At 70.8% G+C, this 26,404-nt stretch carries 28 protein-coding genes and 1 tRNA gene; 12 read left to right on the plus strand and 17 right to left on the minus strand.

Annotation, left to right across the window (positions count from 1 at the left end):
- Positions 1 to 2 precede the first annotated feature (2 nt).
- Complete coding sequence (gene dnaK / locus AB6V31_RS01470; RefSeq protein WP_074694626.1) at positions 3 to 1,877, minus strand: molecular chaperone DnaK; 1,875 nt, start codon at positions 1,875 to 1,877, stop codon at positions 3 to 5.
- 393 nt (positions 1,878 to 2,270) lie between these two features.
- Positions 2,271 to 4,025: a DEAD/DEAH box helicase gene (locus tag AB6V31_RS01475; protein WP_369363593.1), complete on the minus strand. Its 1,755-nt coding sequence runs from the start codon at positions 4,023 to 4,025 to the stop codon at positions 2,271 to 2,273.
- Positions 4,026 to 4,153: 128 nt separating this feature from the next.
- Between AB6V31_RS01475 and AB6V31_RS01480 the strand changes: the two genes are divergently transcribed.
- Positions 4,154 to 5,524 carry an MFS transporter gene (locus tag AB6V31_RS01480; protein WP_369364116.1) on the plus strand — a complete coding sequence of 457 codons (1,371 nt, stop codon included), beginning with the start codon at positions 4,154 to 4,156 and terminating at the stop codon, positions 5,522 to 5,524.
- An 18-nt stretch (positions 5,525 to 5,542) separates the two neighbouring features.
- Here the strand turns inward: AB6V31_RS01480 and AB6V31_RS01485 are convergent, their stop codons facing one another.
- Positions 5,543 to 6,064, minus strand: a complete 522-nt coding sequence (locus AB6V31_RS01485) for a MarR family winged helix-turn-helix transcriptional regulator (protein WP_268102636.1) — start codon at positions 6,062 to 6,064, stop codon at positions 5,543 to 5,545.
- Positions 6,065 to 6,172: 108 nt separating this feature from the next.
- Here AB6V31_RS01485 and AB6V31_RS01490 point away from each other — a divergent pair, with 108 nt between their 5' ends.
- Positions 6,173 to 6,937 carry a hypothetical protein gene (locus AB6V31_RS01490; protein ID WP_369363595.1) on the plus strand — a complete coding sequence of 255 codons (765 nt, stop codon included), beginning with the start codon at positions 6,173 to 6,175 and terminating at the stop codon, positions 6,935 to 6,937.
- Between the two features lie 58 nt (positions 6,938 to 6,995).
- Here AB6V31_RS01490 and dcd read toward each other — a convergent pair whose 3' ends face one another.
- Positions 6,996 to 7,601, minus strand: coding sequence for a dCTP deaminase (gene dcd / locus AB6V31_RS01495; protein WP_056224730.1), 606 nt, complete (start codon positions 7,599 to 7,601; stop codon positions 6,996 to 6,998).
- 257 nt (positions 7,602 to 7,858) lie between these two features.
- Here dcd and AB6V31_RS01500 point away from each other — a divergent pair.
- The 3 genes from AB6V31_RS01500 to AB6V31_RS01510 all read left to right on the plus strand — a co-directional run bounded on the left by AB6V31_RS01500 (position 7,859) and on the right by AB6V31_RS01510 (position 9,501).
- A tRNA-Gly gene (locus AB6V31_RS01500) sits at positions 7,859 to 7,929 on the plus strand.
- A gap of 330 nt (positions 7,930 to 8,259) precedes the next feature.
- Positions 8,260 to 8,670, plus strand: coding sequence for a hypothetical protein (locus AB6V31_RS01505; protein ID WP_369363598.1), 411 nt, complete (start codon positions 8,260 to 8,262; stop codon positions 8,668 to 8,670).
- 291 nt (positions 8,671 to 8,961) lie between these two features.
- Entirely contained in the window at positions 8,962 to 9,501 is a 540-nt protein-coding gene (locus tag AB6V31_RS01510; protein ID WP_369363599.1) for a DUF6611 family protein, read from the plus strand.
- A gap of 13 nt (positions 9,502 to 9,514) precedes the next feature.
- On the opposite strand, the gene AB6V31_RS01515 is transcribed toward AB6V31_RS01510, so the two are convergent.
- Both AB6V31_RS01515 and AB6V31_RS01520 read right to left on the minus strand, forming a co-directional pair.
- Complete coding sequence (locus tag AB6V31_RS01515; protein WP_369363601.1) at positions 9,515 to 10,276, minus strand: SDR family NAD(P)-dependent oxidoreductase; 762 nt, start codon at positions 10,274 to 10,276, stop codon at positions 9,515 to 9,517.
- 219 nt (positions 10,277 to 10,495) lie between these two features.
- Positions 10,496 to 10,852: a hypothetical protein gene (locus AB6V31_RS01520; RefSeq protein WP_056224738.1), complete on the minus strand. Its 357-nt coding sequence runs from the start codon at positions 10,850 to 10,852 to the stop codon at positions 10,496 to 10,498.
- Positions 10,853 to 10,977: 125 nt separating this feature from the next.
- Here AB6V31_RS01520 and AB6V31_RS01525 point away from each other — a divergent pair, with 125 nt between their 5' ends.
- Both AB6V31_RS01525 and AB6V31_RS01530 read left to right on the plus strand, forming a co-directional pair.
- Entirely contained in the window at positions 10,978 to 11,562 is a 585-nt protein-coding gene (locus AB6V31_RS01525) for a YdeI family protein (RefSeq protein WP_369363603.1), read from the plus strand.
- Between the two features lie 20 nt (positions 11,563 to 11,582).
- A complete protein-coding gene (locus AB6V31_RS01530; RefSeq protein WP_369363605.1) occupies positions 11,583 to 12,272 on the plus strand; it encodes an SGNH/GDSL hydrolase family protein in 690 nt (229 codons plus the stop codon).
- On the opposite strand, the gene AB6V31_RS01535 is transcribed toward AB6V31_RS01530, so the two are convergent.
- The 4 genes from AB6V31_RS01535 to AB6V31_RS01550 form a co-directional block, all read right to left on the minus strand.
- The gene (locus AB6V31_RS01535) at positions 12,267 to 12,899 is read right to left on the minus strand and encodes a Pr6Pr family membrane protein (protein WP_074694618.1); all 633 of its coding nucleotides are present in this window, start codon (positions 12,897 to 12,899) and stop codon (positions 12,267 to 12,269) included. The two genes, AB6V31_RS01530 and AB6V31_RS01535, sit on opposite strands and share 6 nt — an antisense overlap.
- 40 nt (positions 12,900 to 12,939) lie before the next feature.
- Positions 12,940 to 13,377: a BLUF domain-containing protein gene (locus AB6V31_RS01540; RefSeq protein ID WP_369363607.1), complete on the minus strand. Its 438-nt coding sequence runs from the start codon at positions 13,375 to 13,377 to the stop codon at positions 12,940 to 12,942.
- A complete protein-coding gene (locus AB6V31_RS01545) occupies positions 13,374 to 13,658 on the minus strand; it encodes a hypothetical protein (protein ID WP_056224746.1) in 285 nt (94 codons plus the stop codon). Before AB6V31_RS01545 ends, AB6V31_RS01540 begins: the two co-directional genes overlap by 4 nt.
- Positions 13,659 to 13,779: 121 nt before the next feature.
- Positions 13,780 to 14,169, minus strand: a complete 390-nt coding sequence (locus AB6V31_RS01550) for an ester cyclase (RefSeq protein WP_056224748.1) — start codon at positions 14,167 to 14,169, stop codon at positions 13,780 to 13,782.
- A 131-nt stretch (positions 14,170 to 14,300) separates the two neighbouring features.
- Between AB6V31_RS01550 and AB6V31_RS01555 the strand changes: the two genes are divergently transcribed.
- The 3 genes from AB6V31_RS01555 to AB6V31_RS01565 all read left to right on the plus strand — a co-directional run bounded on the left by AB6V31_RS01555 (position 14,301) and on the right by AB6V31_RS01565 (position 17,456).
- Positions 14,301 to 15,008 carry a ThuA domain-containing protein gene (locus AB6V31_RS01555; RefSeq protein WP_369363610.1) on the plus strand — a complete coding sequence of 236 codons (708 nt, stop codon included), beginning with the start codon at positions 14,301 to 14,303 and terminating at the stop codon, positions 15,006 to 15,008.
- Positions 14,981 to 16,066 (plus strand): Gfo/Idh/MocA family protein, encoded by a 1,086-nt coding sequence (locus AB6V31_RS01560; protein WP_369363612.1) that lies wholly within the window; start codon positions 14,981 to 14,983, stop codon positions 16,064 to 16,066. The genes AB6V31_RS01555 and AB6V31_RS01560 overlap by 28 nt, the downstream gene beginning before the upstream one ends.
- A gap of 70 nt (positions 16,067 to 16,136) precedes the next feature.
- A complete protein-coding gene (locus AB6V31_RS01565; RefSeq protein WP_369363613.1) occupies positions 16,137 to 17,456 on the plus strand; it encodes a cytochrome P450 in 1,320 nt (439 codons plus the stop codon).
- 169 nt (positions 17,457 to 17,625) lie between these two features.
- Here AB6V31_RS01565 and pcaC read toward each other — a convergent pair whose 3' ends face one another.
- Genes pcaC through pcaH form a run of 5 tightly spaced genes read right to left on the minus strand, consistent with a single transcriptional unit; the run spans position 17,626 to position 21,544 of the window.
- Entirely contained in the window at positions 17,626 to 18,033 is a 408-nt protein-coding gene (gene pcaC / locus AB6V31_RS01570; protein WP_369363615.1) for a 4-carboxymuconolactone decarboxylase, read from the minus strand.
- Positions 18,033 to 18,821 carry an alpha/beta fold hydrolase gene (locus AB6V31_RS01575; protein ID WP_369363617.1) on the minus strand — a complete coding sequence of 263 codons (789 nt, stop codon included), beginning with the start codon at positions 18,819 to 18,821 and terminating at the stop codon, positions 18,033 to 18,035. The genes pcaC and AB6V31_RS01575 overlap by 1 nt, the downstream gene beginning before the upstream one ends.
- Complete coding sequence (locus AB6V31_RS01580; RefSeq protein ID WP_369363618.1) at positions 18,818 to 20,188, minus strand: lyase family protein; 1,371 nt, start codon at positions 20,186 to 20,188, stop codon at positions 18,818 to 18,820. The genes AB6V31_RS01575 and AB6V31_RS01580 overlap by 4 nt, the downstream gene beginning before the upstream one ends.
- Positions 20,178 to 20,735, minus strand: coding sequence for a protocatechuate 3,4-dioxygenase subunit alpha (pcaG, locus tag AB6V31_RS01585; protein ID WP_369363620.1), 558 nt, complete (start codon positions 20,733 to 20,735; stop codon positions 20,178 to 20,180). The genes AB6V31_RS01580 and pcaG overlap by 11 nt, the downstream gene beginning before the upstream one ends.
- Entirely contained in the window at positions 20,732 to 21,544 is an 813-nt protein-coding gene (gene pcaH, locus AB6V31_RS01590) for a protocatechuate 3,4-dioxygenase subunit beta (RefSeq protein WP_369363622.1), read from the minus strand. Before pcaH ends, pcaG begins: the two co-directional genes overlap by 4 nt.
- Before the next feature lie 90 nt (positions 21,545 to 21,634).
- On the opposite strand from pcaH, the gene AB6V31_RS01595 reads away from it, so the two are divergent.
- Positions 21,635 to 22,387, plus strand: a complete 753-nt coding sequence (locus AB6V31_RS01595; protein WP_056224762.1) for an IclR family transcriptional regulator — start codon at positions 21,635 to 21,637, stop codon at positions 22,385 to 22,387.
- A gap of 178 nt (positions 22,388 to 22,565) precedes the next feature.
- Complete coding sequence (locus tag AB6V31_RS01600; RefSeq protein ID WP_369363624.1) at positions 22,566 to 23,747, plus strand: 4-hydroxybenzoate 3-monooxygenase; 1,182 nt, start codon at positions 22,566 to 22,568, stop codon at positions 23,745 to 23,747.
- A gap of 9 nt (positions 23,748 to 23,756) precedes the next feature.
- On the opposite strand, the gene AB6V31_RS01605 is transcribed toward AB6V31_RS01600, so the two are convergent.
- A complete protein-coding gene (locus AB6V31_RS01605; protein ID WP_056228097.1) occupies positions 23,757 to 25,208 on the minus strand; it encodes an amino acid permease in 1,452 nt (483 codons plus the stop codon).
- Between the two features lie 151 nt (positions 25,209 to 25,359).
- The gene (gene corA, locus AB6V31_RS01610) at positions 25,360 to 26,358 is read right to left on the minus strand and encodes a magnesium/cobalt transporter CorA (RefSeq protein ID WP_056224766.1); all 999 of its coding nucleotides are present in this window, start codon (positions 26,356 to 26,358) and stop codon (positions 25,360 to 25,362) included.
- Positions 26,359 to 26,404 lie beyond the last annotated feature (46 nt).

The raw sequence follows: 26,404 nt of genomic DNA on the forward strand, positions 1-26,404 counted from the left end.
GCTTACTTCTTGTTCTCGTCGGGGTTCTCGTCGTCGACGACCTCGGCGTCGATGACGTCTTCCTCGGGGTTCGGCGTCTCGCCGTTGCCGGGCTGGCCCACGTTGGGGTCGGCCTGCTCGCCCGCGGCCTGCGACGAGGCGTAGATGGCCTCGCCGAGCTTGCCCTGGCTGGCGTTCAGCTTGTCGAACGCGGTCTTGACCGCGTCGTCGTCGTCACCGGCGAGAGCCGTCTTGAGAGCGTCGACATCGCCCTGCACCTCGGTCTTGACCTCGGCGGGGAGCTTGTCGTCGTTCTCCTTGATGAGCTTCTCGATCGAGTACGACAGGGTCTCGGCCTGGTTGCGGGTCTCGGCGGACTCGCGGCGCTTCTTGTCGTCGGCCGCGTTCTCTTCGGCCTCGCGCACCATGCGCTCGATGTCCTCCTTGGGCAGCGAGGAGCCGCCCGTGATGGTCATCGACTGCTCCTTGCCGGTGCCCTTGTCCTTCGCCGAGACGTGCACGATGCCGTTCGCGTCGATGTCGAAGGTGACCTCCACCTGCGGGATGCCGCGGGGAGCCGGCGCGATGCCGGTGAGCTCGAAGGTACCGAGCGGCTTGTTGTCGCGGGTGAACTCGCGCTCGCCCTGGAAGACCTGGATCGCGACCGACGGCTGGTTGTCGTCGGCGGTGGTGAAGGTCTCGCTGCGCTTGGTCGGGATGGCCGTGTTGCGCTCGATGAGCTTGGTCATGATGCCGCCCTTGGTCTCGATGCCGAGGCTCAGGGGGGTGACGTCGATGAGCAGCACGTCCTTGCGCTCGCCCTTGAGGACACCGGCCTGGAGGGCTGCGCCCACGGCCACGACCTCGTCGGGGTTCACGCCCTTGTTGGCGTCCTTACCGGTCTCCTTCTTGACCAGCTCGGCGACCGCGGGCATGCGGGTCGAGCCGCCGACGAGCACCACGTGGGCGATGTCGTCGACCTTGACGCCAGCCTCGCGGATGACGTCGGAGAAGGGCTTGCGGGTGCGGTCGAGGAGGTCCTTGGTGAGGTCCTCGAACTTGGCGCGCGTGAGGGTCTCGCTGAGCGAGACGGGGCCCGAGTCGGTGAGCGACAGGTAGGGCAGGTTGATGCTGGTCGAGGTCGAGCTCGACAGCTCCTTCTTGGCCTGCTCGGCCGCTTCCTTCAGACGCTGGAGGGCGATCTTGTCGCCCGAGACGTCGACACCGGTCGTGTCCTTGAACTGCTTGATGAGGTAGTCGACGACGCGCTGGTCCCAGTCGTCTCCACCGAGGCGGTTGTCACCCGAGGTGGCGCGCACCTGGATGGTGGAGAAGTCGTCGTCCTTGCCCACCTCGAGCAGCGAGACGTCGAACGTTCCGCCACCGAGGTCGAAGACGAGGATGAGCTCGTCTTCCTTGCCCTTGTCGAGGCCGTACGCGAGGGCCGCGGCGGTGGGCTCGTTGATGATGCGCAGCACGTTGAGGCCCGCGATCTCACCGGCCTCCTTGGTGGCCTGACGCTCGGCGTCGTTGAAGTACGCGGGGACGGTGATGACCGCATCGGTCACGCTGTCACCGAGGTACTCCTCGGCGTCGCGCTTGAGCTTCTGCAGGATGCGGGCCGAGATCTCCTGCGGCGTCCACTTCTTGCCGTCGACATCGAAGCTCCAGGTGGTGCCCATGTGGCGCTTCACGCTGGAGATGGTGCGGTCGACGTTGGTGACGGCCTGGCGCTTGGCGGTCTCGCCGACGAGCACCTCGCCGTCCTTCGTGTAGGCGACGACCGAGGGGGTCGTGCGGAAACCCTCGGCGTTGGCGATGACCTTGGGCTCGCCACCCTCGAGCACGCTCACGACGGAGTTGGTCGTACCGAGGTCGATTCCCACTGCACGGGGCATATGTGTCTCCTTGCTTGTGAGCGCGGCCGTTGCCGCACTCGGGGTTCTGGTGAAAGTCTCTGCGCGGGTTGAGCCGCGATGACTCAAGGTTATCGGAGCACGTTCGCGAGGTCAAGGCGACTTGATATGAATTGGCTCAACTTCCGGATGCCACCTGACTCGGTCGCCCCGTGCGCCCACCCCCGCGCGGCCCCGGGCTCTTCTGCGCAGCGCGGTGTCACGGCATCCCTCCACCCATGTCCCCATCTGCGCAGACCATGCCCCAAAAAGGGCTGCCTGAGCGCACCCCAGGCAGCCAAAAGTGGGACATGGTGCGCGCGATTGCGCTCCCACCACGCACGACGCCCCCGCACCCTCACCGGGGTACGGGGGCGTCGAACGGATGCCGTGGACTCAGTCGCGGTCGCGATCGCGGCGCTGCGGCCGGTCGCTGCGCTTGGCCGAACGGCCCCCCTGGTCGAGGCGCAGGTCGATGAGCTGGCCCGAGATACGGGTGTCGGCGAGGCGGTCGATCGCGTCGTTCGACAGGTCGACGGGCAGCTCGACGAGCGAGAAGTCCTGACGGATCTGGATCGCACCGAAGTCGTTGCGGCGCAGACCACCCTCGTTCGCGAGGGCGCCGACGATCTGACGGGGCTCGACGCGCTGACGACGACCCACCGCGATGCGGTACGTCGCGAAGCGACCCGAAGAGTCGCGACGCGGACCGCCGTCGCGGGATCCTCCCTCGCGAGAACCGGAGTCGCGCGCGGGGCGGTCGTTGTCGAACCGCTGCTGGCGGAAGGCCTCGGCCTCGAGCAGCAGCGGGGTGTCGCCCTGGGCGACCACGGCGAGGGCCGCGGCCACGTCGGCCTCGGGCACGTCGTGGTGCGACACGTAGTGGGCCACCACGTCGCGGAACGTCGCGATCGCGGCGGTGTCCTCGAGGGCCGTGGTGATGGCGTCGTCGAAGCGCGTGAGGCGCGTGGCGTTGACGTCGTCGACGCTCGGCAGCGACATCTCGGTCAGCGGCTGGCGCGTGGCCTTCTCGATCGCGGTGAGCATGCGGCGCTCGCGCGGCGTGACGAAGCTGATCGCATCTCCCGTGCGTCCGGCACGGCCCGTGCGGCCGATGCGGTGCACGTACGACTCGGTGTCGATCGGCAGGTCGTAGTTGACGACGTGACTGATGCGGTCGACGTCGAGACCGCGCGCGGCCACGTCGGTGGCGACGAGGATGTCGAGCTTGCCGCTCTTGAGCTGATTGACCGTGCGCTCGCGCTGTACCTGGGCCACGTCGCCGTTGATCGCGGCGGCCGTGTAACCGCGGGCACGCAGCTTCTCGGCGACCGTCTCGGTCTCGTTCTTGGTACGGGTGAAGACGATCATGCCCTCGAAGTTCTCGACCTCGAGGATGCGCGTGAGGGCGTCGATCTTCTGCTGGTACGACACGATCAGGTAGCGCTGGGTGATGTTGGTCGAGGTCGCGGTCTTGGTCTTGACCGTGATCTCTTCGGGATCGTTGAGGTACTGCGCCGAGATGCGACGGATCTGCGCCGGCATGGTCGCCGAGAACAGCGCGACCTGTTTGGTCGAGGGGGTGTCGGCGAGGATCGTCTCGACGTCTTCGGCGAAGCCCATCTTGAGCATCTCGTCGGCCTCGTCGAGCACGAGGTACTTCAGCTCGCTCAGGTCGAGGGTGCCCTTGTCGAGGTGGTCCATGATGCGACCGGGGGTGCCCACGACGATGTCGACGCCGCGGCGCAGGGCCGACAGCTGCTGGCCGTAGCCCTGGCCGCCGTAGACGGGGAGCACCGAGACGCCCTTGATGTGCGCGGCGTACTTCTCGAACGCCTCGCACACCTGCAGCGCGAGCTCGCGGGTGGGCGCGAGCACGAGGGCCTGCGGGTTCTTGTGCCCGGTCTCCATCTGCGACAGCACGGGCAGCGCGAAGGCGGCGGTCTTGCCGGTTCCGGTCTGGGCGAGGCCGACGACGTCGCGGCCCTGCAGCAGCACGGGGATCGTGGCCGCCTGGATCGCGGACGGGGTCTCGTAGCCCACGTCTTTCAGGGCCTTGAGCACAGCGGCATCCAGTCCCAGATCGGCGAAGGTGAGCTTCTCGGGAGTGGTCTCGGCTTCAGCGGAGTCGACGGGGGTTTCGGATGCCATGCCTCCACGGTAGTCTCCTCCGCGCTCTCGCGCGGGCCGGGGTCTAACCTGAACCCGCGCGCCGACGACGGCGCGGCTGCCTCCCCGGCCGTACCGGGCGTTCACCGAAGGACCCTAGCGTGACCGACATGTCCTCCCCCGGCACCACCGCAGCCCCCGCCACCGAGCGCCGACCGGTGATCGCGTGGGCCCTCTGGGACTGGGGGTCGGCGGCGTTCAACGCGGTCGTGACGACCTTCGTCTTCAGCACGTACCTGGCCAGCCAGCTCTTCGTCGACCCGAGGATCGTGGCCGCCGCGAACGGGAACGACAAGGACCCGGCCCTCGTGCGCGCCCTCGCCGACAACGCGAGCCTGGTGGGTGTCGCGCTGATGATCGCGGGGATCGTGGTGGCCCTGGTCGCCCCGGTGCTCGGTCAGCGCTCCGATGGAACCGGCCGCCGCAAGCTCTGGCTCGGCATCAACACCGGTCTCGTCGTGCTGGCCATGGCGGCGATGGTGTTCGTCGAGGGCACCCCCGGGTTCCTCGTGCTGGGTGCGACCCTGATCGCGGTCGGCAACGTCTTCTTCGAGTTCGCGAGCGTCAACTACTACGCGATGCTGACGCAGGTCTCCACCCGCGAGAACATCGGCCGCGTCTCGGGCTTCGGCTGGGGGATGGGCTACGTCGGCGGCATCGTGCTGCTCCTCCTGCTGCTGGCGCTCTTCATTCAGAGCTTCGGAGATCCGGATGCCGGTGGGCTCCTCGCCGTGACAAAGGAGGGTGGATGGAACATCCGCCTCGCCGTCTTGGCATCCGCCCTCTGGTTCGGTGCGTTCGCGATCCCGGTGCTGCTGCGCGTTCCGGAGATCCCCGCCCGCAGCCGCCAGGTGCGGGTCGGTTTCTTCCGCTCCTACGTGGTGTTGTGGGGCACGCTGCGTTCGCTCTGGCGCGACAGCCGGGAGGTACTGCTCTTCCTCGTGGCGAGTGCCGTCTTCCGCGACGGGCTCGCCGGCGTCTTCACCTTCGGCGCGATCATCGCCGCGCAGGTGTTCGGCTTCAGCTCGACGCAGGTCTTGTACTTCGCGGTGGCGGCGAACGTGGTGGCGGGGGTGAGCACGTTCGTCGCGGGCCGCTTCGACGATCGGTTCGGCCCGAGGCGCGTCATCGTCATCTCACTGATCGGACTCATCGTGCTCGGCGGGGCCGTCCTCTTCATCGGGACGTCGCAGGGCGCCTTCTGGATCACCGGCCTCGGCCTGTGCGCCTTCGTCGGCCCCGTCCAATCGGCGAGCCGGTCCTTCCTCGCCCGCGTCGCTCCTGAGGGGCGCGAGGGTGAGATCTTCGGTCTGTACGCCACGACGGGTCGCGCCGTGTCGTTCCTCGCTCCCGGGCTGTTCGCCCTGTTCGTGGGCATCACGGGCGACACGCGTCTCGGCATCCTGGGCATCGTGCTGATCCTCGGCGCGGGGCTGCTGCTGCTCATCCCGGTGAAGGCGAAGCCGGCCGTCATCGTCTGATCCGCCGGGAGAACGACGTCAGTCGCGCGGCCAGGAGTCGGCGAATTTCGCCAGCAGACGCGCGAACTCCACCCGCTCGGCGTCGGTGAAGGATTCGAGCGCGGAGCGCACGGCATCCCGTCGACGTCCGCGGAAACCGGATACGAGCCCCTCCCCCTCGGGGGTGAGCCGCACACGCGTGCGGCGGGCGTCGTCGGGGTCGGGCTCGCGCACGACCAGTCCCATCTGCGCCGCCTGCTGCACGAGTCGCGATGCGCGGGGTTGATCGACGCCGACGGCTTCGCCGATCTCGCTGACGGACAGCGACCCGGATGCCGCGATCAACGCGTCGAGCATGCGCAGCCGCGCGGGGCCTCCGAAGCGCCCGTGCGCGGGATCGGCGACCCACGGCGGAGCGCCCCGCCCCCACGGTCCCCCGTGTCCGCCGCCGTGTTCACCGTGCGGGTGGTGGTGGCCGTCGCCCGCGAAAGGCGGCCGCGGTCGGCGTCCACGCAGGCGCCCGAGGGCGGCGGCGATCTCGTCGGCGGGGTCGGTGGACATGGGGAGATTTTACATGTCGCTTGACAAGCATCCGGAATACATGTCACAGTACATTCGTTGTCACATGACATGCAATGGCGGATCGACCGCCGACGAAAGGACCCCTCCATGAACACCCCCACCCCCTCAGATCCCCGCAGCCTCGCCCACCGCCTCACGACGGTCGGCCACGCGCTGCACCACCGCCTGTTCGCACAGCTGCGCGACAGCGACCTGCACCCGAAGACCGTGATGGTCCTCTCCGTGATCGACGGGCGCCTCGACGCCCCGTGGATCAGCGACCGCATCGCCCGCGGCGGAAAGCGCATCAGCGCCCTCGCCGACCAGGGATGGATCGCCCCCGCCGGCGACGGCTGGACGCTCACCGACGAGGGTCGTCAGATCCTCGATCGAGTGGATGCCGACCGCCAGGCGCTTCTCTCCCAGGTCCCGGCCGACGAGATCGAGCGCCTGAACACCGCTCTCGACGCGATCTCCGCCACCCTCGGGCTCGACGAGGACACCGAGACGGCAGGCCCGCGGGGACCCCGCGGGTTCGGCTTCGGTCCCGGCCCGTTCGGCCCCGGCTCGGGCCGCGGATTCGGCCCCGGCATGCGCGGCGGCCCCCGCTTCGGCGGCGGCGAGCGCGACCACCGACGCGGTGACGGCGGCAACGCCCACCACGGCTTCGGACCCCGGCACGGCGGACACACCGACGGGCACCGGCCCGACGGCGACCACGCAGCCGCGGACGGCTCCGGCGCGCACGGCGAGCACCGCCACGGCCACCCCGGCCATCGGCACGAGCGCGGACATCGCGCAGCGGAGCGCGCCTACGAGCGCGGTTTCGACGCCGGATTCATCCGTGGGCGCGAGTCCGCGGCATCCGAGTGATCATCGAGAACACGACGCGGCGGGACCTCCCTCGGGAGCCCGCCGCGTCGTCGTTTCGTCAGCGTCCCGCGGACCCCGCGTCGGTCGAACCGACGTCGGTACGGTGGAAGTTCAGCGCCGACCGCGAGGCCGTCGGTCCGCGCTGTCCCTGGTAGCGGTTGCCGTAGGGGCCGGAGCCGTAGGGGTTCTCGGCCGGCGAGGTGAGCCGGAAGTAGCAGACCTGCCCGATCTTCATGCCGGGCCACAGCTTGATCGGCAGCGTCGCGACGTTCGACAGCTCCAGGGTGACGTGGCCCGAGAAGCCCGGGTCGATGAAGCCCGCGGTGGAGTGCGTGAGCAGCCCCAGGCGCCCGAGCGACGACTTGCCCTCGAGCCGCGCGGCGACGTCGTCGGGCAGGCTCACGCGCTCGAACGTCGATCCGAGCGCGAACTCCCCCGGGTGAAGGATGAACGGCTCGTCGGGCTCGACCTCGATGAGGCGGGTGAGTTCGGGCTGGTCCTCGGCCGGGTCGATGAAGGGGTACTTGTGGTTGTCGAACAACCGGAAGTACCGGTCGAGGCGCACGTCGACGCTCGAGGGCTGGACCATGGCCGGGTCGAAGGGCTCGAGGCCGAGGCGCTTCGCGTCGAGTTCGGCCCGGATATCGCGATCGGAGAGCAGCACGGCCCCAGCCTAGGGGCGGGGCCCGCGCCGGTGCTGCCTGTTTCACCCCGTTCGCCCGGGTGGGCCGCGTCGACGGGGTTCGTCTCGCGTGTGGTGCGCGAGGACGTATCCGTTCGCCGAGAACGCACGCCCTCGCACGCAAAGGAACGCGCACTCGACGAACGGGTGCGGTTTCGCCGGTGGATGCGGTCTCGGGGCGGATGCCGAGGGATGCCGCGCGGACGCTGTTATGCTGGCCGGGTCGCCGCAAGGCGCACGGGGCTGTAGTTCAATGGCAGAACTTCTGCTTCCCAAGCAGATAGCGCGGGTTCGATTCCCGTCAGCCCCTCAAAGGTCCGGTTCATCGCCTTGGCGATGGAACGGACCTTTTGTGTGGGTGCCGTAGGAACCGAACCCGCAGCGGGTGGGCCCACGCCGCCAGAGGCTCCGCGCGCTGCGCAGCGGCGCGTGGAGAGGCGGTGGGGACGATTCCCGTCAGCCCCTCAAAAGCCCTCACGGGTGGCCATCGGCCGCCCGGGAGGGCTTTCGTGTTGCCGTGAAGCGAACCCTTGGGTGGGCCCGCGTCGACAGAGACGAGGCGGCCGCGCCGCCGCGCGTCAACCCCTCCCGGCCACGTCGCCGCGACCCGCCAGGGTGGGGACCGACGAAGGGGGACGTCATGACAGAGATATCGGAAGATCGAACGGATGCCGCGGGGATCGAGAGGCCGGGACTGCCGTTCTGGGTGAAGGCGCTCGGGTGGCTGCAGGTCGTCGCGATCGCGCTCATCGTGGTGGCATTCATCGCCCTGCAGGTCGTGCAGGCGCAGTCCACCGGTGTGAATTACACCGCTGCGGCGCTGGCGATCATCTTCGCCCTTCCTCTGCTGGTCGTGTGGCAGCAGCCCGTCCTCGCGGCCGTGGTCGCGATCGTGCTCGTCATCGGAGCGGCATTCGGTGTCCGCTTCCGCCGCGGTCGGATGAGCGTGGGCGAGGCGATCTGGGGTTACGCGCTGCTGGCGTGGACGCTGTTCTGGGTCGCGATGTGCGTTCTGGGCGCCTCCAGGATCTTCGGCAGCGTGATGGGCTGAGGCCCGAGGCCGTGGCATCCGGTCGGGGATTCTCCACAGGGCGAAGCGCCGAAAACGACCCGCCGCTCCGCGGAGTTACGCGCGTGTAGTTTCGAACACGTTAACGAATGACGGGCTTATCCACACCTGTTTGCACAGGCGGTGCCGGTTTCCACACACACTTTCCACAAAGTTATCCACAGCTGTGGAGACGACTGTTCGCCGGTGTGCACGACTCGGATGTGCCGCGCCTACCGCATGGGAATCGTGAGGATCCTCGCGGGGCGGATCCGGTGGGCGCACCATCGTTGCGTGCGATCGAACACCGGCTCCCCCTCTCACGTCAGCGGCACCTGGGGCTCGTACGAGCGTCGGCTGAGCGGACACGGGCTCGTCGTCGAGCATCTGCGGGTCCTCCCCCCGAACGGCACCCCCGAGGAGCGCCTCGCCTGGAACGCCGCCGTCATCTGGCCCACCATCGGCTTCTTCTGCGGGATCGCCGCAGCCGTCGTCGTGCACCACGCCGCCTCCGTCTCGGGGAGCGTGGCGTTCGGCGCGGCCGTGTGGCTCGGACCGTGGGCGTGGCTGGTGTGGAGGAGCCGACCGTTCGCGCGTCGCGTGCGCGAGTCCTGGCAGATCAGCGGCGCGGGAGCATGGATGACCGACGCCTCACCGCTGCGCGATCACGCGGAACGACTGGACGAGGCCGGGCGATGGACTGCCGTCACGGGGAGCCGCGCGCACCTGATGCTCACGTGGGGCGACGTCTACACGGCGCTGTCGCCCGCGCCAAGGCGCACTCCCGCCACTCTCGTGGAGCACATGACCGCAGGGCGTCCGGCGGGATCCTGACTCGTGCCGGCCGTCACGTGCGCAGGTGCGAGGCGCCGTTCAGATCGAGGATCGTTCCCGACGCCCACTGCGAGCCGGGCGCGCTGAGGTACACCACGGCATCCGCCACCTCTTCGGGCGTGGCCACACGACCGAAGGGACTTTGATCCCGGATGCCGTCGCCCTCCGCCCCGGTCAGCTTCTGCTGCTGCCGGTCGGTGCCGACGAAGCCGGGGGCGACGCTCGTGACCGCGATGCCGTGGGGCGCGAGGGCGACGGCGAGGGACTGGCCCATCGCGTGCAGGCCCGCCTTCGCCGCACCGTAGGCGGGGAACTCCGGCTCGCCGCGGAAGGCGCCGCGCGAGCCGACGTTCACGATCGACCCCGGCAGGCCCCGCTCGATCAGCGATCGCGCGACGAGGAAGGCCATGTTCGCGGGGGCGTGCAGGTCGACGTCGACCATCCGCTCCCATGTGCGATGCCAGGTGGCGTAGTCGACGGTCGCGATCGGGTGCGAGGTCTCGGGGCTCGGGGCGATCGCGGCGTTGTTCACCAGGACGTCGATGCGTCCGAACGCCGTGAGGACGTCGCCGACCACGCGCTCCGCCGTCGCCGGGTCGGATAGGTCGCCGCCGACGAGCATGTGCCCGTCTCCGGGGAGCAGGGCGAGTGTCTCTTCGGCGGCGGCGCGGTCGTGGCCGTAGTGGACGGCGACGCGGTCGCCGCGCGCGGCGAGGGCGACGGCGATGGCTCGGCCGATCCCGCGCGAGGCGCCGGTGACGAGGGAGTGCAGCATGCCTCCATCCTCTCGGTACCAGCGTCCGGGCGGCACCGCGAAACGGCGGGCCGCCCGAACTGTCCGGGGCTCACGCACCGGGGCGATGAACCGGTCGCGTCCGGTGCGGAGGACCCACGCTACGTCCGAGCGCGGGAGCGGGGGTGGGCTTGACGAGCTCCCCCGCGGGGTGCGGGGGGCGATGGTCGCGAGGACGCGGCCCGGCGAGGGGCGAGCCGCTCAGGCGCGGGTGAACCCGTCGAGGTCGGGGTCCCAGAACGCGTCGGGGTTGGCGTCATCGCTCGGCTGCTCGACGGCGATGGCCGGCGCCTGGGGGAAGCGCTTGTGCTGACGGAGTTCTTCCGCCGCCCACGAGAAGTCGGGCTCCTCACCCGTCCAGTCGGCCGGAGCGCTGAGGACGTCGTTGCCGACGCCGATGACGAGCTCGGCCTCTTCCGCGCCGCCGTCGGTGACGATCGGGATGCTCACGGCCTCCGCCTGCCCTTCGGCGGCGATCGACGCCGTCAGTTGAACCAGAGCCTCCGCCACGTCGTCGGTCGTGGTCACGGTCTCACCGGCATAGGTCACACTGCGCATTCAGCGATGATCTCCTCTCGAGCGCGTCGGCGGGGGCCGGTTGCCGTGGGGCGCCCGCTCCGATAGGGCGCGCGTGTCGGGGGTCCGCGCTAAGGTCCGGTGAGCCGTCGGAAAGGACCGCGATCATGCCTGAAGCCCCCGAACTGATCGTCGACGACGCCGCACGGTGGCGGTCGTGGCTCAACACCCACGAAGACACCAGCGACGGCGTATGGCTGGTGCTCGCCAAGAAGGGCACGACCGCGCCCACGTCCCTCACCTACGCCCAGGCCCTCGACGAGGCCCTCTGCAGCGGGTGGATCGACGGGCGGAAGCAGTCTCGGGATGCCGCCACCTTCCGGCAGCACTTCACCCCGCGCCGCGCCCGCTCGATGTGGTCGAAACGCAACGTCGATCACGTGGCACGCCTCACCGACGAGGGGCGCATGCGCCCGCGCGGGGCCGAAGAGATCGCCCGCGCCCATGCCGACGGCCGCTGGGAGCGCGCGTACGAGGGCTCCGCGGCGATCGAGGTGCCGGCCGATCTGCGCGCGGCGCTCGACGCCGTCCCCGACGCGGCGCGCGCTTTCGACGCCCTGACGAAGGCGGAGCGCTACTCCGTCCTGCACCCCGTGGTCACGGCGGCGACGCCGGCCACCCGTGCGGCGCGCATCGCACGCCACGTCGAACGCCTCTCCGCAGAATCGGTTCCCCTGACCCCCGAGCAGTGATCGCCGCCGAGAATGGGGTCATGCGTGCGCGACGACTCCTCGGCCTGGTCGCCGCGGCATCCCTCCTCCTCGTCTTCTCGGGGTGCGCGGCCCCGACCGCGGCACCGGCCCCCGCCGCGACCGGCCCGGTCGTGTCGTTCTACGGCGATTCGTACACGCGGGGCACGGGTGCGAGCGCCAACGACAAGCGCTGGTCGACGATCATCTCGGCCGAGCGCGGGTGGCAGGAGATCAACCGCAGCGAGAACGGCCTGGGGTTCGTCAATCGCCGCGCCTCGATGGGGCCGGGCCTCGACGACATCCCCGCCCAGGTCATCGCCGACGATCCCGACCTCGTCTTCGTCACGATGGGCCTGAACGACAACTTCAGCTACGACCGCGCGGCCGACCGCATCCGCGAGACGATCGACAGCGACCTCGAGCGCTTGCGCGAGGGCGTGCCCGACGCGCGCATCGTCGTCGTCGAGCCCTTCTGGTACACCGCGGACCGCCCGGCGTCGGTCGACGTCATCGCGGGGTGGGTCGAAGACGCCGCCGCGCGGATCGACGCCGACCACATCGCGGGGGCCAGCCACTGGCTCGACGGTCACTACGCCGATTCGACCGACAGCTGGATGGCCGCCGACGGCTTGCACCCGAACGACACCGGGTATGCGTACATGGCGGAGCGGATGGATGCCGCGCTCCGCGCCCTCGACCCCCCGCTATGACGACGGGGCGCGTCGGGGTCGACGGCCGAGCGCCCAGACCGCTGTGGCCGCGAGCAGGAGCAGGGCCAGGATGCCGACCACGTGCAGGACGAGAGAGGCGAGACCCCGCTCGGGCAGAAGGAAGCCGTAGGGCACCCATCCGTCGGTCGCGCCGCGCGCGAGGACGACCGCGACCCACGCCAGGGGGTACGGCAGCACCCACCAGAGGTGGCGCCACGCGAGTCGGGGACGATCGGGAGCCGTGGCGATGTCGACGACGACGAGCAGCGGGAAGACGAGGTGCAGCACCGCGCTCACCCACGGTGGGGCCGATCCCGTCCCCGGGACGAGACCGTTGTAGACGACGGCGACCACGATGAGGCAGGCCGCCCCGATCGCCCACGCGAGAGCGAGCCCGACGGGCACGGTTCGATCCGCCGCGCCCCGGGCACCCACGGCGATCAGCACGAGCGCCGTCAGACTGCTCGTCTGATTGGTGAAGTATCCGAAGAAGTCGAAGAAGCCGGGGTCGTCCGCCGCGATGCGCAGCCCGTAGGCGAAGAGCACGACCCCGAGCACGCCCACGCCAGCGACGATGCGGGCGACGGAGCGGACGCGTCGGCGAGAGCCCGCGGGGTGGGAGGTCACCCCGCGACGCTACCGCGCCCGACCCGTGGAGGCCCCTGCGTCAGTCGTCGCTCGCCGTGCGCGCGCGGAACCACACGGTGAGTTCGCGCACGGCGCGGATGCTCGCGTCCTCGTCGTCGGCCTCGAGGTCGTCGAAGGTGTCGCGGAAGCCCTCGGGAGCGGGGGTGGCGGGGATGCCGATCGGCTCGTACCCCATCGTCCACTCAGTGAATCGACGGTCGTCGATGTGCTCCGTGAGCAGCACGCGGACATCGGTATGGCGCGGGTCGCGACGGATCTTCGTCATGAGCTCGTCCACGGCATCCTGCGGCCCTTCGAGTACCTGGAAGAAGCGCCCGCGACGGTACAGCAGCATGCCGGTGAGGTCGTGCTCGTGATTCGAGCGGCGGCTCTGCGCGAGCAGGTCGTGCAACCGGTCGTCGTCGAACGGCTCGGCGGCCGCGCTGACGTACGAGATGGAGACGAGGTCGGAGCTCATGAGGCCTTCCCGCCGTCGATCGATCGCGGCGCGGGGACCCGCACCTCGCGAAGGGTGATCTCGGCGTCCTGCGGGGGCTGGTCGTTGGTCACGGCGGCCATGGCGGCGGTGAGCGCGTCGAAGCGGCCGACGAGGCGCGAACGACCGTCGTACGCGAGGAATGCGCCGCCGGCCTGGCGGTCGATGTACCCCAGGAACACACCGTTCCTGCTGCCGACATGGAAGCCGTCTTCGACGCGAGCCCACACGACTCCGGCGCCGGGGCGGTCGTGAGACACCATGGTCGCCCCTCTCTCTACCCGGGATGGAAACGGGCGAGAGCGACCGTACCCGGACCCCCCGACATGCGGCCGCCCTTGACAGATCGCTCGCCGCGAGAGACCCGACCGCACGCGCTCCGACTCAGCCGAGAGCGAGAAGGATCTGCGCGGGGTCGTCGGTGCCGCTCGCCTCGACGATCCGGCCGCGCTCGAGGCGGTACATGGCGAAAGACGCGATGTTCACCCGCCGACGGGTCGGGCTCACATGGCCGAACGAACCCGTGTGCGCTCCCCCGCCCCGCAGGTGCACCGCCAGACGGTCGTCCTCGACGACCAGCTGGATGCGCTTCCACTGCCAATCCGGGAAGCCGTGCCACAGTTCGGCGAGGTCGGCGATCCAGGCCTCCGCCCCCGCGGGAAGGTGCGCACGACGCACGGCCGGGTGCAGCAGCCCGCGGACCGCTTCGAGGTCGTGGCGGTTGAGCGCCTCGAGGTAGTCGGCGAACCACTCGCGCGTCTCCCAGACCTCCACTCCCCCATTATCGGACGGGATGCCACGGTCCCGGCCCGTTCGCGCAGAGCCCTGGGCGATGTCGGCGCCCGACGGTAGCGTGAGGCGTCGATGCGGAAGCCGGGGCCGGCGTCCGGAGCGGAGGAGGGACGATGACGTCACGAACGGCGCTGATCGTGCGCGGCGGGTGGGACGGCCACCACCCCGTCGAGACGAGTGAGATGTTCCTGCCGTTCCTGCGGAGCAACGGCTTCGAGGTGCGGGTCGAGGAGTCCCCCCGCATCTACGCCGACGCCGACGTCATGAGCGGTGTCGACCTCGTCGTCCAGGCCGTGACGATGAGCGAGGCCGACGCCGAGAGCATCGCAGGTCTCCGCGCGGCGGTGGCCGCGGGCACGGGTCTGGCCGGGTGGCACGGCGGCATCGTCGACTCCTACCGCCACGACGCCGCGTACCTGCAGCTGGTGGGCGGGCAGTTCGCCGCACACCCCCGGAAAGACCCGGGGGACCGCGCCGATCCTGCGACCGACGCCTTCGTCGAGCACCTCATCGAGATCACCGACCTCGGGCGCGCGCACGAGATCACGAGCGGGATCGACGCCTTTCCCCTCGTCACCGAGCAGTACTGGGTGCTGCACGACGACCTGAACGACGTGCTGGCCACGACCACGCACCCGGTGCGCGACGACGAGCCGTGGCACCGCCCGGTCGTCTCGCCCGCGGTCTGGACGCGCGAATGGGGGCGGGGGCGCGTCTTCGTCGCGACGCCCGGTCACGACCCCGGCGTTCTGACCGACCCGCACGTGCGGACCATCATCGAGAGGGGACTGCTGTGGACGAGCCGACGCGCATCGGGCTGATCGGCCTCGGGGTCATCAGCGACCAATACCTGCGCACCCTGAGGGATCATCCCGCCGTCCGGATCGTCGCCGTCGCCGACCTGCGCGCCGATCGCGCGACCGAGGTCGCCGAGGCGCTCCCCTCGGCCCGCGCGCTCGGCGTCGACGCGCTGCTCGCCGCGGACGACGTCGACGTGGTCGTCAACCTCACCGTCCCCGCCGCGCACGCCGAGATCGCTCGCGCCGCGATCGCCGCGGGCAAGGGCGTGTTCGGCGAGAAGCCGCTGGCCACGACGTTCGCCGACGCGGAGCGCGTGATGGCGGATTCCACGGCCGCCGGCGTCGCCGTCGGGAGCGCCCCCGACACGGTGCTCGGCACGGGGGTGCAGACGGCCCGGGCGGCCATCGAGAGCGGCCTCATCGGTCGGCCGACGGCGGCCACCGCGACCTGGGTCTCGCCGGGCCATGAGCACTGGCATCCGAATCCCGACTTCTACTACCGCGAGGGCGGAGGGCCGCACTTCGACATGGGGCCGTACTACCTGACCTCTCTCGTGCACCTGCTCGGCCCGGTCGTGTCGGTCAGCGGAGAAGTGTCCCGTGGCCGCACTGAACGCGAGATCGGGTCGGGGCCGCGCGCGGGCGAGCGCATTCCCGTCGAGGTCGACACCCACGTCACCGGCACCCTCCGGCACGCCAGCGGTGCCCTGTCGAGTGTGACGTTCAGCTTCGACGCGGGCGGGACCACGGCCGCGCCGATCGAGGTGCACGGCGAAGCCGGGTCGCTGGCCGTCCCCGACCCGAACGACTTCGACGGCGAGGTGCGTCATCACGCCGTCGGCTCGGACGGGTGGGTCGCCCTGCCGGTGAGCGCGGGGTACATGGGGGCGGGACGAGGGGTCGGCCTCGTCGACATGGTGCGGGGCCACGGGCGGGCGAGCGGCGAGATCGCCCTGCACGTCACCGAGATCGTGACGGCGCTCCCGCTGTCGGCGCGTGAGGGCCGACGGATCGACCTGCGCACGACGCCCGCCATTCCACCGCTCGTCCCACTGACGCCGACGGAGCAGTGGCGCTGAGAGTTATCACACCGACCCGCGGTCGCGCCGCCCCCTCGGCGACCGCCGCTCCGCGTGGAACCGTGAGGGCATGGCATCCCCCCTCGCCCTGCTCCGAGATGACTCGCTCGCTCTTCTGATCCGTGGTTACGGCTTCGGCTCGCACCTGTGGCGTCGGGCCGACCGCGGTGCCCGCGCCGTGCCGTTCCGCCTGCTCGGGCGCGAGGCGCTGTTCGTGCGCGGCGAGGAAGGTGTGGACCTCTTCTATGACGAGTCGCGCATCCGTCGCCACGGCGCCATGCCCGCCTTCATCCAGGAGTCGCTCTTCGGCCACGGCTCGGTGCACAGCCTCGACGGCGCCGAGCACCGCCACCGCAAGGCGACCTTCGTCGACGTGCTGTACGACGACGCCGAGGTGCAGCGCCTGCTCCCCGAGCTCGACCGGCAGTGGCAGGGCGAACTCGACGCCTGGGTCACCGGCGGCGAACGTTCGGCGTACGACGCGGCGGTGGGCGCCCTCGGCCGGTCGATCATGCGCTGGGCCGGCATCCCCGGCACCGCGTCGGCGCAGACCCGCTGGGCGAAGCGCCAGGCGCAGATCGTCGACGGCTTCGGTGTCCCCTACTCCCCCGAGTTCGCGCTCGCGCTCATCAACCGCCGGTGGTCCGACCGTCACGCTGCCGAGCTCATCGACGCGGTTCGCGCCGGCACCCTGCGCCCCGCCGAGAACACGGCCCTGCACGCGTGGGCGCACCACCGCGACCAGGACGGCGAACTCCTCCCCGCGAAGACCGCGGGGATCGAGCTCCAGAACAGCTTCCGGCCCATGATCGCCGTCTCGCGTTTCGTCGCCTTCGCCGCGAAAGAACTGCACGACCGCCCCGAGTGGCGCGAGCGCATCGCCGCCGAGACGACCAAACGCGGGACCCACGTCGGCGGAGAGCTCTCCACGGCTTTCGCGCAGGAGATCCGCCGCACCGCCCCCTTCGTGCCGATGCTGCCCGCGTGGGCCGAGACCGACATCGAGCTCGACGGTCAGCGAGTGCCGGCGGGCGGCCGGGTCGTGCTCGACATCCTCGGCACCGACACCGACACCCGCGAGTGGGAGCGTCCCTCCGATTTCGCCCCCGAGCGCTTCGTCGGCGTCGACGACTACGAGGCCATCCGCGCGTTCGTCCCCCACGGCGGCGCCGACGTCCGCACCGGCCACCGCTGCCCCGGAGAGAAGCTCGCGATCGCCGGGCTCGCGGCATCCATCGCCGTCCTCAGCGACCCGCGCATCCGCATCAGCGGCCGCGGGCTCGACGTGAACAGGCGGCGGATGCCGACCAAGCCGCGCTCGGGTGGACGCGTGCGCCGCGCGGACGCGCCGTCGTCGTGCCCGTTCCACTTCGGTCGTTCCGCGCGCTGACGCGGTGGCCGGGGGCGCTGACGCCGTCCCTCACCGCGCCGCGACGTCACCGCGACAGGCGGATGCCACGGGAACAGGGCCATCCGAGCCGGATCGTCCTGTTCCGGCGACATGCCCGGTTCCGGTGACACGGGCCAGGAAGCGCCGACAGCCGTCGGTCGCCTCCGGATCACTCCTCGCGGGGGCCCGCGGTTTGCGCATCGGTCGCCGACAACACCTCGGAGGCGATGCGGAAGGCCGAATTGGCCGCCGGCACGCCGGAGTAGATCGCCGACTGCAGGATGACCTCGCGGATCTCCTCGACGCTCAGCCCGTTGCGTAGCGCCGCGCGCAGGTGCATCGCGAGCTCCTCGTGGTGACCGTGCGCGATGAGCGAGCTCAGCACCGCGATCGAGCGCGAGCGACGGTCGAGGCCGGGCCGTGACCACACGTCTCCCCACGCGACGCGCGTGATGAAGTCCTGCCAGTCGGCGGTGAGGTCAGTGGTCGCGGCGATCGAGCGCTCGACGTGCGCGTCGCCCAGCACGGCGCGGCGCACGGTCATGCCCTGATCGTGGCGTTCCTGATCGGTGGGCATCAGGCGTCCTTTCGGGAAGACGTCGCCGTCGAGACGGAGGCGAAGAGCGACCGCAGCAGAGCCGCCACGGCCTCGGGTTGTTCGGCCGGGGGAAGATGGCCGGCGTCGTCGACGCGCGCGACGCTGCCGCGCGGCACGCCCTCGGCGATCTGGACGGCCATGGGCTCGGGGGCGACCTGGTCGAAGACTCCCCAGACGGCGAGCACCGGCACCGCGATCTCGCGCAGCGTCGCGCGCACGTCGTACGCGGCGAGCGCCTCGCAGCAGCGGGCGTAGCTGTCGTCGTCGGCGTCCTGCAGTGCGTGCAGCAGGCGGCCGCTCAGCTCGGGGCGGCGCGCCATCGACTCCGGCGCGAACCAGCGCTGGGCCGAGCCGACGATGAGGCTCGAGGTGCTCTGCGACCGCGCCTGGGCGGCCCGCTCGTGCCACGACGCGGGCGCGCCGAGGACGGCTCCGGATGCCACGATAGCGGCGCCCCGCAGGCGGGTGCCGTGACGCCGCGCGAGCTCGAGGCCCGTCGCCCCGCCGAGGGACACCCCGGCGTACAGGAACGTGTCATCGGGGACGGCGGCGGCCACGGCATCCGCGAGATCGGCGACGGTGAACGCCTCGCGTGCGATCGGCCCGGCTCCGTGCCCGGGGAGGTCCCACGCGGCGACGCGGTAATCGTCGGCAAGCAGGGGCACGACGTCGTCCCACAGGATGGTCGAGGTGCCGAGCGAGGGCCCGAGCACGACGAGGGGCGCGTCGGCGGGACCCACGGGTGCGGTCAGCGAGATGAGGCTCATGCGTCGGCTCCTTCGTCGTGCGCGGTGCCTCCGCCGGCGTGGCGGGTGCCGCGGGCGAGGCGAGGGGCGAGGCCGACGTAGGCGGCCGGATCGAGCAGCGCGTCGACGTCGAGGTCGGCCGCCTCGGGCAGCGCCCGCAGGCGCGGGGCGAGGTCGTCGTCGCCGTCGAGCAGGGCCGCGAAGCGCTCGGCGCCGATGAGGGGCACGAGCACGCCCCGCAGACGCTCGCTGACGAGGCGCCCTCCGGTCAGAGCGGCGTTGGCTGCCGCGGCCCCGGCATCGACGCGCAGGTGAGCGAGCAACGACGACCCGTGCGCGGCGGCGCCGACCGCGAGGCGCAGCAGCTCACGCAGCGTCGGCCACTCGGCGTGCCAGGCGCCGTCGGGGCGCTCGTCGACCGCGAGGGCCGAGGCCAGGTGCAGGGTCGCGCCCAGCTGGGGCGCGCGCAGAGCGGCCGAGCGGATGAGCACCGCCTCGGCGGGGTTCTGCTTCTGGGGCATGGCCGACGATTCGCCGCCCACGCCCTCTGCCACCTCGCCGATCTCGGTGCGGCTGAGGGTCGCGACGTCGGCGGCCATCTTGCCGAGCGCGTCGATCGCCTGCACGAGGGCGTCGCCGATCTCGGTCACGGGCCAGCGCGTCACGTGCCAGGGGGCGTCGGGGACGTCGAGCTCGAGCACCCGGGCGAAGGCCGCGGGCAAGGCGTCAGCGGCATCCGTCGATCCCGTGATCTCGACGAACGAGGCGAGCGTCCCGCCCGCACCCGCGAGCTGCGCGGGGAAGACCAGGACGTCGAGTCGCACGACCGCCCGTTCGAGACCGCGCGCCCAGGTCGCGGCGCGCGCCCCGATCGTGGTGGGCACGGCGTGCTGGGTGAGCGTGCGGGCGGCGGCCACCTCGTCGGCGTGCGCGGTGGCGAGCTGTCGCGCCCAGACCGCCGCATTCGCGACCGAGCGTCGCGTCTGCTCGACCGCGCGCTGCGCGACCACCATGAGCGCGGTGTCGAGCACGTCTTGACTCGTCGTCCCGCGGTGGATCCACCCGCGGTGCTCCGCCGGCACCTGGGCCTGGAGCGCGCCCACGAGGGGGATCACCGGGTTGCCCCCGGCGACGGCGTCGCGCACGAGGGCGTCGACGTCGAGCACGCGCGTGGACGCGCCGCCCTTCTCGTCGATGCCGAAGACGTGGTCGATGTCGGCTCGCGCCTCGCGGGGGGCGACCCCGACGGCGACGTACGCCGCGACCAGGGCGCACTCGACGCGGATCATCGTCGCCAGCACGAACTCGTCCGACAGCAGGGCGTCGTGCCCGACGCTCACCGGCGAGAGCAGCCCGAGGTCGATGCGCGGCAGCGGTTCAGAAGGCAAGGAACACCGTCTCGTTCTCGCCCTGCAACCGGATGTCGTGCGACAGGTACCCGTCGGGCGTCCGGGTCGCGACGAGGCTAGCGCGCTCCTCCGACGTGAGGGCGGACAGCAGCGGATCGGCGGCGAGAGCGTCGCCGTCGGCCGGCGAATAGATGCGGGTGTGCAGCTTGTCGGGCAGGCCGCGGGCGAACACGATCGCGGCGAAGAACCCCGCCCGACCCCGGATGCCGCCCGGCTCGCGCGTCCAGAACGAGTAGCGCCCCTCGTCGTCGGTGAAGGCGCGTCCGAACCCGGTGAAGGTGTGGTCGTCACGGCGGAACGCGCCCCGCGCGCGGGGCACCGAGCCGTCGGCATCCGCCCCGAAGATCTCCACGAGGGCGTCGGGGATCGGCGCTCCCGCACCGTCGTACACGGTGCCCGAGACCACGATCGCACCCGGCGAGTGCGGGAACACCACCTCGTGCTGCTTCGGGTACTCCAGCCCGTACGCGAAGAACGGTCCGACCGTCTGACCGGGGGTGGCGCGGTGCGTCTTGGCGGGAATCACTCGTCGCCCTCCTGCTCGAAGGAGGTCGCATCCGGCCCGTCGACCACGATGTCGAAGCGGTACCCCGTCGCCCACTCGGGCGAGGTGAGGTCGTGGTCGTAGACGCCCACGAGGGCGTCGCGGTCCTTCTGGCGGTGGATGGAGTTGTAGATCGGGTCGAGCGCGAACAGCGGGTCGCCCGGGAAGTACATCTGCGTCACCAGCCGCTGCGTGAACGACGACCCGAACACCGAGAAGTGGATGTGTGCCGGACGCCACGCGTTGCGGTGGTTCTTCCACGGGTACGGGCCGGGCTTGATGGTCGTGAAGCGGTACTCGCCGTTCTCGTTCGTGATCGCGCGGCCGGCTCCGGTGAAGTTCGGGTCGAGGGGCGCGGGGTGCTGGTCGCGCTGGTGGATGTAACGGCCGGCCGAGTTCGCCTGCCAGATCTCGATGAGCTGGTTCGCCACCGGGCGCCCCCACGAGTCGAGCAGCCGGCCCTGCACCGTCATGCGCTCGCCCAGCGGTTCCCCCGCGTGCTGCAGGGTGAGGTCCGACTCGATCGCCGCGACGTCGCGCTGCCCGAACGCGGGCGAGAACAGCTCGATGGTCTCGGGATCGACGAGCTTCGGATTCTTGGTCGGATGCCGCAGCACGCTCGACCGATAGGCCGGAAAGTCGTGGGCGGTCGCGGCGACGCGCTCGCCCGCGGCGTCGAGGGCGTCGAGCTCGGCGTGGCGGGCGTGGATCTCGCGGACGATCCCGTCCTGCGTCGCCTGGTCGGGAGCGGCCAGCAGCGATTCGGGGGCCGCGGCGGGGGCGTTCGTCATGGGGTCTCCTTCGACCCCTCCATGCTCCGCCACCCTCTCGCCTCGCGGCGAGACGTTCCCGCTGAATGGGAGTCGTGCCATCCTGGACGCGTGGCGAACTCCCCCTCCGGCGATTCGGTGACCGACCGCCTCGTGCGCATCCTCGAGACCTTCACCCCCACGCGCACCGCGCAGACCACAGCCGACATCGGCCGCCGGGCGGGTCTGCCGAGCTCGTCGGCGCACCGGATCGTGAACGAGCTGGTGGATGCCGGCTTGCTCGAGCGCGACGACGAGCGCCGCGTCCGCGTCGGGATGCGCCTGTGGGAACTCGCGACCCGGTCCTCGCACGCGCTGCGCCTGCGCCAAGCGGCGCTGCCGTACATGGAACGCGTGCAACAGCGCGTGCGCGAGCACACCCAGCTCGCGATCCTCGAGCAGGATGAGGCGCTGTTCCTCGAGCGGCTCAGCGCCCCCGACTCCGGCGCGAACATCACCCGCGTCGCCGGGCGCCTTCCCCTGCACGCCTCGTCGTCGGGGCTCGTGCTGCTCGCCTTCGCCCCGCGCGACCTGCAGGAGCGCGTGCTCGCCGGCCCCCTGGCGCGGGTCACGGCCGATACGATCGTCGACCCCGCAGCACTGCGCCGCACCCTCGCCGAGATCCGCACGCTCGGTCGGGTCGTGGCCCCCGGCTACGTCGACGAGGTCTCCACCGGCGTCGCGGTGCCCGTGCGCGACGAGACCGGAGCGGTCATCGCCGCGCTGTCGGCCGTGCTCCCGCGCGACGCCGAGACACAGTTCGCCCTCGTCGAGCTGCACCGCGCCGCCCGCGACACCGAGCGCGCTCTCGGCTTCCGCCGCTGACCCGCCCACTTCCGTGCCTCCCTCGCGTGAGGGGTCAACACGTGTCGCCTGGGGCGCGTCCAGGCGACAGGAACCGACCCCTCACGCGCAGCGCGCGGGTTCCTGATCAACGGGAATGTGGCGACGAGGAGCGCGGGCGGCGCGCACCATCGACACAGCCACCGTCGAAGGAGACGCCATGACCACCACCGTCCGCACCCGCGTCGCCATCGTCGGCGCCGGCCCCGCGGGGCTCCTGCTCTCGCATCTGCTCGACGAGGCCGGCATCGCCTCGGTCGTCATCGACCAGCGCTCGCGCGACGAGATCGAGAGCACCATCCGCGCCGGAATTCTCGAGCAGGGCACCGTCGAACTGCTCGACACCCTCGGCGAGCACTCGCGCGCGCGCACCGTGGGCCACCGTCACGACGGCATCGAGCTGCGCTTCGAGGGAGAGGGCCACCGCATCGACTTCGCGGCATCCGTCGGCCGTGCCGTGTGGCTGTATCCGCAGCACGAGGTGCTGAAAGACCTGATCGCCGCGCGCCTCGCGGCGGGGCAGGACCTGCGTTTCGGCGTCACCGCCGAGGGCATCGCGGATGCCGAGACCTCGACCCCTCGCGTGATCGCGCGCGACGCCGACGGGCGGCCGTTCGAGATCGAGGCGGAGTTCGTCGTCGGCTCCGACGGGTCGCGCAGCGTCGCCCGGGCCGCCGTGTCGGGATCGCGCCAGGGCGGGTACTTCCGCGAGTACCCGTTCGCGTGGTTCGGCATCCTGTGCGAGGCCCCGCCGAGCGCCGACGAGCTCATCTACAGCAACTCCCGCGACGGCTTCGCCCTGGTCAGCCAGCGCTCCGACACCGTGCAGCGCATGTACTTCCAGTGCGACCCCGACACCGACACCGCGGCCTTCAGCGAGGCGCAGCTGTGGGACGAACTGCAGAAACGCGTGCCCGGAACGACGCTGAAGCAGGGGCCGATCTTCCAGCGCGACGTGCTGCGCTTCCGCAGTTTCGTGGCACATGAGCTGCGTCGCGGCCGCGTCGCCCTCGTGGGAGACGCAGCGCACACCGTGCCCCCGACCGGCGCGAAGGGCATGAACCTCGCGATCGCCGACGTGCGCCTGCTCGCCGACGCCCTGCGGCGCCTGCTACTCGAGGGCGACGAGCGCGGCCTCGACGCCTACCCCGAGAAGGCCCTGCGGCGCATCTGGAAGGCGCAGCACTTCTCGTGGTGGATGACGAGCCTGCTGCACCTGGCTCCGGATGCCACCGACTTCGACCGCCGACGCCAGGTCGGCGAACTGCGCACCGTCGTGGAATCGGAGCACGGCCGCGCCTCCGTCGCCGAGGCCTACTGCGGCTGGCCCTTCACCGACTGACCCGCCGGCTCAGTCCTTCTTGTCGCGCGGCTTCGGGAAGGGGCTCGGCACCACCGGCACCGTGCCCGTGTACCCCTCGCGCTCGGCCGCCAGCTCCGCGATGCGCTTGCGGCACGCGAACCACCCGATCGTGATGGCGATGCTCGCGATGACGGCCACGAGCAGGGTCGCGGGCGAGTCGATGAACACCAGCACGAGCACGATGGCGAGGAACAGCAGCGTCGCGTAGCCGGTGTACGGCGCCCAGAACAGTCGGAAGGCCGGGCGCACCAGCTCGCCGCGGTCGGTGAGGCGCTTGAACTTCATCTGGCAGAGCATGATGGTCGCCCACGTGACCAGGATGCCGACGGCGGCGACGTTCAGCACGGTCTCGAACGCGTCGCTCGGTGCCACGAAGTTGATCACGACACCGAAGAGGGCCACGAACGCGGTGATCGCGATGCCGCCGTACGGCACGCCCGCCTTGTTCATGCGCGCGGCGAACTTCGGCGCCGAGCCCGCGACCGCCATCGAGCGCAGGATGCGGCCGGTGGAGTACAGCCCCGCGTTCAGCGACGACAGCGCGGCGGTCAGCACGACGAGGTTCATGATCACGTCGACGCCGGGAACGCCGATCGAGGCGAAGAAGGTCACGAAGGGGCTCTCGTCCTTCGAGTACGCGGTGAAGGGCAGCAGGAGCGACAGCAAAAGCACCGAGCCGACGTAGAAGACCGCGACGCGGAAGATCACCGAGTTGATCGCGCGGGGCATGACCTTCTCGGGGTTCTTGGTCTCGCCGGCGGCGGTGCCGACCAGTTCGATCGAGGCGTACGCGAACACCACGCCCTGCATGAGGATGATGGCGGGCAGGATGCCGTTGGGGAAGAAACCGCCGTTGTCGGCGATCAGCGAGAACCCGGTGGGCGCACCCGTGGGGGTGCCGAACACGACGAAGTAGATGCCGACGAGCAGGAACGCCACGAGGGCGGCGACCTTGATGAGCGCGAACCAGAACTCCAGCTCGCCGAACACCTTCACCGAGACAAGGTTGACGGCGAGGACCGTCACGAGGGCGGCGAGCGCCCACACCCACTGCGGGACGGCGCCGATCCACGGCACGTACTTGCCGAAGAAGTTCATGTAGAGCGCGGCGGCGGTGATGTCGACCATGGTGGTCGTGGCCCAGTTGATCCAGTAGAACCAGCCCGAGACGAACGCGGCCTTCTCACCGAAGAACTCGCGCGCGTACGACACGAACGACCCCGACGTGGGGCGGTGCAGGACGAGCTCGCCGAGCGCGCGGAGGATGAAGAACGCGAACAGCCCGCAGACGGCGTAGGAGAGCACGATCGCGGGGCCGGCCTGCGCGAGGCGGCCGCCGGCGCCGAGGAACAGGCCCGTTCCGATCGCACCGCCGATCGCGATCATCTGCACCTGACGCGACGTCAGGCGCTTGTGGTACCCGTCGTCCTCGAGCTGCACGGTCGAGGTGGTGCGGGGCGGCTCTGCGGCGTCGCTCGAGCGGGGGGAGGAGTCGGTCACGTACCCATCGTGCGAATTGCGCAGCGTCTGTCCAGCAAGCGCGCCGCAGTGTCGGCATCCCGCATCGGATGCCGTGCCCCCACGCGAGCGCTCAGAGCCAGTGCTTGCGCTTGAACGCGAACCACAGTCCGATCGAGGTGGCGGCCATCAGGGCGAGGGCCATGGGGTACCCGAAGGTCCAATCGAGCTCGGGCATGTTCTTGAAGTTCATGCCGTAGATGCCCCCCACGAGGGACGGCGCGAACAGGATGGCCGCCCACCCCGAGATCTTCTTGACCTCTTCGTTCTGCTTCAGCGAGGTCTCGGTCTGTCGCTGGGTCACCAGCGTCGCGTTGACGGTGAGGGCGTTGTCGAGGATCGCCCGGAGCGCCGTGAGCTTCTCGCACTGTCGCAGGACGTGATCGAGCACGTCGCGCAGCGAGCGCTGCAGCTCGAGGTCCACGCCGTACTTGTCGGCCCCGCGCAGCAGGGCTTCGAGCATGTCGCGCAGGGGTTCGGTCGCCCGCTGGAAGTGGATGACCTCGCGCGCGAGCTCGTAGATGCGCTGCGTGAGATCCGCGCCGCCCTCGCCGAACAGCTGGTCCTCGATCTCGTCGACGTCGTTCTGCAAGCCGCGGGCCACGGGGTCGTACTGGTCGACGACCTCGTCGAGGATCGCGTAGAGCACCGCCTCGGGGCCGCGCGCGAGCAGGTCGGGGTTCTTCTCGAGTCTCCGCCGCACTTGCGAGAGGTCGGGCACCTCGGCGTGACGCACCGTCACGACGTAGTCGGGGCCGATGAAGACGTGGAGCTCGCCGAACTCCACCGTCTCGGTCTCGTCGATGTAGCGCGCGGGTCGGAGCACCGCGAAGAGGTTGCCCCCGTAGCGCTCGAGCTTCGCGCGCTGGTGGCCGGCGAGCGCGTCCTCGACGGCGAGCGGGTGCAGCGAGAACTCGGCGGCGACGCGCTCGAGCTCCTCGGGCGAGGGCCGCAACAGGCCGATCCACGCCATTCCGCCGTGGGCCTCCATGTACTCGAAGGTCTGGTCGAGGCTGGCCGGGTTCTCGATGCGGTGACCGTCGACGTACACGGCGCTGTCGATGATGGGCATGTGTCCGTTGTACCCCGGATGCCTATGCGCCCGGGCCCCGTCGCGC

This window comes from Microbacterium sp. 16-032 (assembly GCF_041079455.1).
Taxonomy (GTDB): domain Bacteria; phylum Actinomycetota; class Actinomycetes; order Actinomycetales; family Microbacteriaceae; genus Microbacterium; species Microbacterium testaceum_A.

Excerpts from the sequence above, each read along its gene's own strand:
- AB6V31_RS01475 (WP_369363593.1), bottom strand. The coding sequence starts at position 4,025 with ATGGCATCCGAAACCCCCGTCGACTCCGCTGAAGCCGAGACCACTCCC.
- corA (WP_056224766.1), bottom strand. The coding sequence starts at position 26,358 with ATGCCCATCATCGACAGCGCCGTGTACGTCGACGGTCACCGCATCGAG.
- AB6V31_RS01555 (WP_369363610.1), top strand. The coding sequence starts at position 14,301 with ATGACGTCACGAACGGCGCTGATCGTGCGCGGCGGGTGGGACGGCCAC.
- AB6V31_RS01485 (WP_268102636.1), bottom strand. The coding sequence starts at position 6,064 with ATGTCCACCGACCCCGCCGACGAGATCGCCGCCGCCCTCGGGCGCCTG.
- AB6V31_RS01515 (WP_369363601.1), bottom strand. The coding sequence starts at position 10,276 with ATGCTGCACTCCCTCGTCACCGGCGCCTCGCGCGGGATCGGCCGAGCC.
- AB6V31_RS01545 (WP_056224746.1), bottom strand. The coding sequence starts at position 13,658 with ATGGTGTCTCACGACCGCCCCGGCGCCGGAGTCGTGTGGGCTCGCGTC.
- AB6V31_RS01490 (WP_369363595.1), top strand. The coding sequence starts at position 6,173 with ATGAACACCCCCACCCCCTCAGATCCCCGCAGCCTCGCCCACCGCCTC.
- AB6V31_RS01505 (WP_369363598.1), top strand. The coding sequence starts at position 8,260 with ATGACAGAGATATCGGAAGATCGAACGGATGCCGCGGGGATCGAGAGG.
- pcaH (WP_369363622.1), bottom strand. The coding sequence starts at position 21,544 with ATGACGAACGCCCCCGCCGCGGCCCCCGAATCGCTGCTGGCCGCTCCC.
- AB6V31_RS01480 (WP_369364116.1), top strand. The coding sequence starts at position 4,154 with ATGTCCTCCCCCGGCACCACCGCAGCCCCCGCCACCGAGCGCCGACCG.
- pcaC (WP_369363615.1), bottom strand. The coding sequence starts at position 18,033 with ATGCCCACCGATCAGGAACGCCACGATCAGGGCATGACCGTGCGCCGC.
- AB6V31_RS01520 (WP_056224738.1), bottom strand. The coding sequence starts at position 10,852 with ATGCGCAGTGTGACCTATGCCGGTGAGACCGTGACCACGACCGACGAC.
- AB6V31_RS01600 (WP_369363624.1), top strand. The coding sequence starts at position 22,566 with ATGACCACCACCGTCCGCACCCGCGTCGCCATCGTCGGCGCCGGCCCC.
- dnaK (WP_074694626.1), bottom strand. The coding sequence starts at position 1,877 with ATGCCCCGTGCAGTGGGAATCGACCTCGGTACGACCAACTCCGTCGTG.
- AB6V31_RS01525 (WP_369363603.1), top strand. The coding sequence starts at position 10,978 with ATGCCTGAAGCCCCCGAACTGATCGTCGACGACGCCGCACGGTGGCGG.
- AB6V31_RS01565 (WP_369363613.1), top strand. The coding sequence starts at position 16,137 with ATGGCATCCCCCCTCGCCCTGCTCCGAGATGACTCGCTCGCTCTTCTG.
- AB6V31_RS01540 (WP_369363607.1), bottom strand. The coding sequence starts at position 13,377 with ATGAGCTCCGACCTCGTCTCCATCTCGTACGTCAGCGCGGCCGCCGAG.
- AB6V31_RS01530 (WP_369363605.1), top strand. The coding sequence starts at position 11,583 with ATGCGTGCGCGACGACTCCTCGGCCTGGTCGCCGCGGCATCCCTCCTC.
- AB6V31_RS01575 (WP_369363617.1), bottom strand. The coding sequence starts at position 18,821 with ATGAGCCTCATCTCGCTGACCGCACCCGTGGGTCCCGCCGACGCGCCC.